The following is a 6,135-nucleotide window of genomic DNA, read 5'->3' on the forward strand; positions in this document are numbered from 1 at the left end:
GGCGTCGACAGCGGGGTGCGGCGCTGCGCGCGGGTGAGCCGGGCGGGCCGCCGCGGGCTCACCCGGCCGGGTGGCCCGGGGCCGCGGCGGACTCCGGGCCGCCGGGCTCAGTGGCCGCGGTCGAGCCACTCCTGGAGGTGCGGTGCCTCGTCCCCGATGGTGGTCGGGTCGCCGTGGCCGGTGAGGACCTTGGTCTCGGGCGGCAGGGCGAGCAGCCGGTCGCGGATCGAGTCGATGATGGTCGGGAAGTGGGAGTAGGAGCGGCCGGTGGCGCCGGGGCCGCCCTGGAAGAGGGTGTCGCCGCTGAAGACGACGCCGAGCCCCGGGTCGTACAGGCAGACGGCGCCGGGCGCGTGCCCCGGTGTGTGCAGGACCGTGAGGTCGGCGCCGGCGGCCTCGATGACCTGGCCGTCGAGGAGGTGCGCGTCGGGGTCGCGGTCCGGGTGGGTCAGCTTCCACAGCGGCAGGTCGTCGGGGTGGAGCCAGATGGTGGCGCCGGTGCGGTCCGCGAGCGCGGGCGCGGCGTCGATGTGGTCGTTGTGGGCGTGGGTGCACACGATGGCCGTGAGGCGCCGGTCGCCGACGGCCCGCGCGATGGCGTCGGCGTCGTGGGCGGCGTCGATGACGATCACCTCGTGGTCGTCGCCGACGAGCCAGACGTTGTTGTCGACGTCCCAGGTGCCGCCGTCGAGGGTGAACCGGCCCGAGGTGACGAGGCGTTCGATGCGGGTGGTCATCAGAGCACCACCACCGAGCGCAGGACGTCGCCCTGGTGCATCCGCGCGAACGCCTTCTCCACGTCGGCCAGTCCGATCGTCTCCGTCACGAACGCGTCCAGGTCCAGACGGCCCTGGAGATGCAGGTCGATCAGCATCGGGAAGTCCCGGCTCGGCAGGCAGTCCCCGTACCACGACGACTTCAGCGACCCGCCGCGCCCGAACACGTCCAGCAGCGGCAGCTCCAGCTTCATCTCCGGTGTCGGCACCCCCACCAGCACCACGGTCCCCGCCAGATCACGCGCGTAGAACGCCTGCGCGTACGTCTCCGGGCGCCCCACCGCCTCGATCACCACATCGGCGCCGAAGCCCCCGGTCAGCTCCCGCACCGCCTCCACCGGGTCGGTCTCGCGCGAGTTCACCATGTGGGTGGCCCCCATCCCGCGCGCCGTCTCCAGCTTGCGGTCGTCGATGTCCACCGCGATGATCCGGGCCGCCCCGGCCAGCCGCGAGCCCATCACCGCCGCGTCGCCCACTCCGCCGCACCCGATCACGGCGACCGTGTCCCCGCGGCCCACGTTGCCGGTGTTGATCGCCGCGCCGATGCCGGCCATCACCCCGCACCCCAGCAGTCCCGCCACCCGCGGGCTGACCGCCGGATCCACCTTCGTGCACTGCCCCGCCGCCACCAGCGTCTTCTCCGCGAAGGCCCCGATCCCGAGCGCGGGCGACAGCTCCGTGCCGTCCGTCAGCGTCATGCGCTGCCCGGCGTTGTGGGTGTCGAAGCAGTACCAGGGCCGCCCCCGCAGACACGCGCGGCAGCGCCCGCACACCGCCCGCCAGTTCAGCACCACGAAGTCGCCGGGCGCCACGTCCGTGACGCCCTCGCCCACCGCCTCCACGACACCCGCCGCCTCGTGCCCCAGCAGGAACGGGAAGTCGTCGCCGATGCCCCCCTGCTTGTAGTGCAGATCGGTGTGACAGACCCCGCACGCCTGGATCTGTACGACGGCCTCACCGGGCCCGGGATCGGGTACGACGATCGTCTCGACGCGTACCTGCTGGTCCTTGCCCCCGGCGATCACGCCGCGCACTTCCTGCGCCATGGTGTTCCACCCTTTCTCGACGGCTCTGCGTCCACTGCCGACCCTAGTGCGGTGACCGGGAAGGGGACGCACCGGGCGCCGGACGGCTCGCGGGGTGGGCGCGGGTGCGGCCCCGGCACGGACCGGGGGCCGCCCGCGGTGCGGGCGGCCCCCGGTCCGGGGTGCGGCGGCTCAGACGTCGAGGGCCGGCAGCATCCTGGTGACCGGGGTGTCGACGGCCTTGACCTGGCGCGGCTGCTGCTGGCGGGCCATCTCCTTGAGCTGGTCCAGGCGGGCCAGCTGGTCGGAGGGGCGCGGCATCGCTGCCTGGCGGTCCGCCGGGACACCGGTCGTCGCGAGCGAGTCGAGCGCGGTCAGCGGGTTGGTCGTGGCGGCGCCCGGTTCGGGTGCCGGGGCCGCGGCGGCCAGCGGGGCGGCGAGGCCGGTGAGCCCGGCGGCCAGACCAACGGCGGCTGCGATACGTCGTGTTGACTTCATGCCCGGCGCAACGCGACGGCCCCCGCGCCGGACACGGCCGTCCGCCGGGGGTCACCCGTCAGGCCCAATGGCGCGGCAGCGCTTGCCTGGCACGCCGGGGCGGAGGAGCCTCGAAGGTGAGGCCCTCGCGGCCGACCTCCCGGGGCCGCGGGCCGCCGAAGGAGGTCACCATGGGCACCGCCACACACCCGTCGTTCGACACGGAGACACTGCGCCGGGGCATCGAGGGGCACACCCCGCAGACGCTGCTGTCGCTCTACACGGACGACGCCGAGCTGAGCGTCGTGAACCGCGAGGCCCAGCCCAGCCACCCCAGGGTGCTGCGCGGCCGCGGCGAGATCGGCGAGATGCTCACCGACGTCTACAGCCGCGACATGACGCACCGGCTGGAGGGATGCGTGATCGACGGTGATCACGCCGCCTACCGCGAGTCCTGCGAGTACGCCGACGGGGTACGGGTCATGTCCGAGTCGATGATCACCCTGCGCGACGGCAGGATCTCCCGGCAGATCATGATCGAGGCGTGGGACGAGTAGGGCGGGCACCGCAGAAGGGAGACCGCCGCAGGTCCGGGCCGCGCGGCCCGGACCTGTGCCCGGTGTGTCCGAGCCGGAAGTCGCAGACGGTCCCGGCGCGGTACTGCACGACGTCGCCCGCCTTCGCACCGTACTTCTTCAGGCCCCGCCTGTGTCCGTCCGCGACGTAGGGGCCGTCCGGTGGCTGCCCGCCACACCGCCCTCCCGCCGCCTCACCCGCCTCACCCGTCAGGTCGGGGCGGGCGCGCACCCGCCCCGGGTGCCCGGGTTGCGGGGCCCGGCTGCGGCGGGGTCACCTCGTGAGCGGTGGGGACGCGGCGGTCCGAGGAGGGAGCCTGATGCGTGACGTTCTCCCGGTGCTCGGCGGCTGGTGGGCGGCCGGAGCCCCGTTCGGGCTGGCGACGGTGGTCGCCACCAGCCGCAGCGCGCCGCGCGACCCGGGTGCCGCGATGGCCGTCGGGCCGGACGACGAGGTCGTGGGCAGCGTGTCCGGCGGATGTGTGGAAGGCGCCGTGTTCGAGCTCGCGCGGGAGGTCGTGGCGAGCGGGGAGGCACGGCTCGCGGCCTTCGGCTACGACGACGGGGACGCCCTGGCGGTCGGTCTCCCCTGCGGCGGCGAGATCACCCTCCTGGTGCGCCCCGTGACGGCACGCCTCGACCCGGCCTTCGGCGAGGTCGCCGCGTCGGTGGGGGCGGGCCGCCCGGTGGCCGTGGCGACGGTGGCCGACGGGCCCGCGCGGCGCGGGGCGGCGCTCGCGGTGTGGCCCGACCGGACCGCGGGCACGCTCGGCTCCCCGGGCCTGGACGCGGCGGTCACCGCCGACGCGCGCGGTGAACTCGCCCTCGGCGCCACCGGGCTGCGGCACTACGGGCCGCGCGGGGAGCGCCGCGAGGACGCCGTCGCCGTCTTCCTGCACTCGTTCGCGCCGCCGCCGCGCATGCTGGTGTTCGGCGCGATCGACTACGCGGCCGCGGTGGCCCGCATCGGCGGCTTCCTCGGCTACCGGGTGACCGTCTGCGACGCGCGCCCGGTCTTCGCCACGCCGAAGCGGTTCCCCGCGGGCGTGGAGGTGGTCGTGGACTGGCCGCACCGGTACCTGGGCGGCATCCGCACCGACGCGCGGACCGTGATCTGCGTGCTCACCCACGACCCGAAGTTCGACGTACCGCTGCTGCAGGAGGCGCTGCGGCGTCCGGCGGCCTACATCGGGGCCATGGGCAGCAGGCGCACCCACGAGGAGCGGATGCGGCGGCTGGCCGGGACGGGGCTGGCCGCCGCCGAGCTGGCGCGGCTGCGCTCACCGGTCGGGCTCGACCTGGGCGCCCGTACGCCCGAGGAGGTCGCGGTGTCGGTGGCCGCCGAGATCGTCGCGCTGCGCTGGGGAGGCAGCGGCGCCCCGCTGACGGGGACCGCGGGCGCCGTCCATCCGCGCGCCGCCCCGGGGGCGTAGGCGCGGGCCGTCAGCCCGCTTCGGCAGGTGGGTGTCGGACATCGGCAGCACACGCGCCCCGTGAGGCTGCGGCGCCGCCCGCGTCACGGGGCGGCGAATACGCCGACAGGGTGAGCACCGGGCCGCGAAGGCCGTAATCTGACGCAAACGCCCAGCGACCCCCAGGGGATCGGAGACCGATGGCGGTCAAGGTCAGCGTGGTCGTCCCGGTCTACAACCCGGGGGCCTACATCGAGGAGTGCCTCGCGTCGCTGCTCGGGCAGTCGCTGCCGCCCGACGAGTACGAGATCGTCCTCGTGGACGACGGCTCCACCGACGCGACGCCCGCCCGGCTCGACGCGCTGGCCGCGGCCGACCCCCGGGTGCGCGTGTTCCACCAGGAGAACTCCGGCTGGTCGGGCAGGCCACGCAACGTCGGCATCGCGGCGGCCCGCGGCGAGTACGTCATGTTCGTGGACGACGACGACCACCTCGGCGCCGAGGCCCTTGAGCGGATGTACGACTACGGCGTCGCCCACGGCGCCGACGTCGTGGTCGGCAAGATGGCCGGCAGGGGCCGCGGGGTGCCGGTGGAGCTGTTCCGGCGCAGCCACCCCCGCGCCACCGTGGCCAGCGCCCCGCTGATCGACAGCCTCACCCCGCACAAGATGTTCCGCCGCGCCTTCCTCGACGCCGTCGGCCTGCGCTTCCCCGAGGGGCGGCGCCGGCTGGAGGACCACGTCTTCGTGACGGAGGCGTATCTGCGCGCGGCCAACGTCTCGGTGCTCAGCGACTACGTCTGCTACTACCACGTGCGCCGCGACGACGCCGCCAACGCCGGGTTCCGGCGCTTCGACCCGGGCGGCTACTTCGAGAACCTCCGCGAGGCGCTCGACGTCGTCGAGCGGTACACCGAGCCGGGCCCGCTGCGCGACCGGCTGTTCCGGCGGTGGCTGCGCGTGGAGATGGTCGAGCGGATGCGCGGGAGGCGGCTGCTCGCCCTGCCCGCCGGCTACCGGCGGGAGCTGTTCCGGGAGATCCACCAGGTGGTCGTGGAGCGCTTCGGGCCCGGTGTCGCGGCCGGGCTCCAGCCCACGCAGCGGGTCGTCGCGGCGCTGATCGCGGCGGACCGGCCGGAGGCCGTCGAGGCGTTCGCCGCGTGGGAGGCCGGGATCGCGCCGACCGCCGTGCCCGAGCGGGTGGCGTGGGAGGGCGGTGTGCTGGAGGTCGCGTTCAGCGCCGAACTCGCCCGCGAGGGCGAGCCGTTGACCTTCCCGCCCGCCGCCGGGGCCCCGCCGCCGCTCGACGGGCCGCCCGGGGACCTGGCGGCGGCGGTCGCGTGGGTGGGCGCCGACACCGCCGCCCGGTTCGGCGGGGCCAGGGTCGACCTGCTGCTGCGGGAACGGGCGGGCGCCGCCCAGTACTTCCAGCCCGTGCGGTTCACCCGGGAGCGGGTGCCGGCCGGGGACGGCGGCCGGGTCCGGCTGGTGCTGCGCGCGACGGCCGCCGTGGATCCGGCCGCCCTGCCCGTCGCGGGCGTGTGGGACGCCTTCGTGCGCGTGAGACTGGGCGGCTGGACCGGGGAGCGCCGGCTCGGCCCGGCCCCCGTCGCCGGCCGCCCCGCGCCGCGCGCGGCACTGGCCGGGGGCCGTGTCGTCGTGCCGTACTGGACCGCGCCGCGCGCCGATCTCGCCCTGGACGTCGACCGCGCCACCGGCCGGGTCGGGCTCGGCGGCATCCGGCGGGCCGACATCGCGGTGGCCGGTGTCTCGCTGCGCGTCCGGCTGCCGTTGCGTGTACCGGCCGAGGGGGCCGTGGCGGCGCTGCGGCTGACCGCGTCCGGCGCCGTCCACGACGTACCGGCGGTGCT

At 75.7% G+C, this 6,135-nt stretch carries 6 protein-coding genes; 3 read left to right on the forward strand and 3 right to left on the reverse strand.

Going from position 1 to position 6,135, the window contains the following annotated elements:
- Positions 1–107: 107 nt before the first annotated feature.
- The 3 genes from SZN_RS34670 to SZN_RS34680 form a co-directional block, all read right to left on the reverse strand.
- Positions 108–737: an MBL fold metallo-hydrolase gene (locus tag SZN_RS34670; RefSeq protein ID WP_007504510.1), complete on the reverse strand. Its 630-nt coding sequence runs from the start codon at positions 735–737 to the stop codon at positions 108–110.
- A complete protein-coding gene (locus tag SZN_RS34675) occupies positions 737–1,822 on the reverse strand; it encodes an S-(hydroxymethyl)mycothiol dehydrogenase (RefSeq protein ID WP_007504512.1) in 1,086 nt (361 codons plus the stop codon). Before SZN_RS34675 ends, SZN_RS34670 begins: the two co-directional genes overlap by 1 nt.
- Before the next feature lie 171 nt (positions 1,823–1,993).
- Positions 1,994–2,299, reverse strand: a complete 306-nt coding sequence (locus tag SZN_RS34680) for a hypothetical protein (RefSeq protein ID WP_007504514.1) — start codon at positions 2,297–2,299, stop codon at positions 1,994–1,996.
- 170 nt (positions 2,300–2,469) lie between these two features.
- Here SZN_RS34680 and SZN_RS34685 point away from each other — a divergent pair, with 170 nt between their 5' ends.
- The 3 genes from SZN_RS34685 to SZN_RS34695 form a co-directional block, all read left to right on the forward strand.
- A complete protein-coding gene (locus SZN_RS34685; RefSeq protein WP_007504516.1) occupies positions 2,470–2,835 on the forward strand; it encodes a nuclear transport factor 2 family protein in 366 nt (121 codons plus the stop codon).
- A gap of 338 nt (positions 2,836–3,173) precedes the next feature.
- Positions 3,174–4,286, forward strand: a complete 1,113-nt coding sequence (locus SZN_RS34690; protein ID WP_007504518.1) for an XdhC family protein — start codon at positions 3,174–3,176, stop codon at positions 4,284–4,286.
- 179 nt (positions 4,287–4,465) lie between these two features.
- Positions 4,466–6,135, forward strand: a 1,670-nt coding sequence (locus SZN_RS34695; protein WP_007504520.1) for a glycosyltransferase family A protein, incomplete at its 3' end; no start/stop codon positions are given.

It is taken from the genome of Streptomyces zinciresistens K42 (assembly GCF_000225525.1).
GTDB classification, from domain to species: domain Bacteria; phylum Actinomycetota; class Actinomycetes; order Streptomycetales; family Streptomycetaceae; genus Streptomyces; species Streptomyces zinciresistens.

What these genes read in the sequence shown, in the direction of transcription:
- SZN_RS34670 (WP_007504510.1), bottom strand. Translation starts at nt 737, where the DNA reads ATGACCACCCGCATCGAACGCCTCGTCACCTCGGGCCGGTTCACCCTC.
- SZN_RS34675 (WP_007504512.1), bottom strand. Translation starts at nt 1,822, where the DNA reads ATGGCGCAGGAAGTGCGCGGCGTGATCGCCGGGGGCAAGGACCAGCAG.
- SZN_RS34680 (WP_007504514.1), bottom strand. Translation starts at nt 2,299, where the DNA reads ATGAAGTCAACACGACGTATCGCAGCCGCCGTTGGTCTGGCCGCCGGG.
- SZN_RS34685 (WP_007504516.1), top strand. Translation starts at nt 2,470, where the DNA reads ATGGGCACCGCCACACACCCGTCGTTCGACACGGAGACACTGCGCCGG.
- SZN_RS34690 (WP_007504518.1), top strand. Translation starts at nt 3,174, where the DNA reads ATGCGTGACGTTCTCCCGGTGCTCGGCGGCTGGTGGGCGGCCGGAGCC.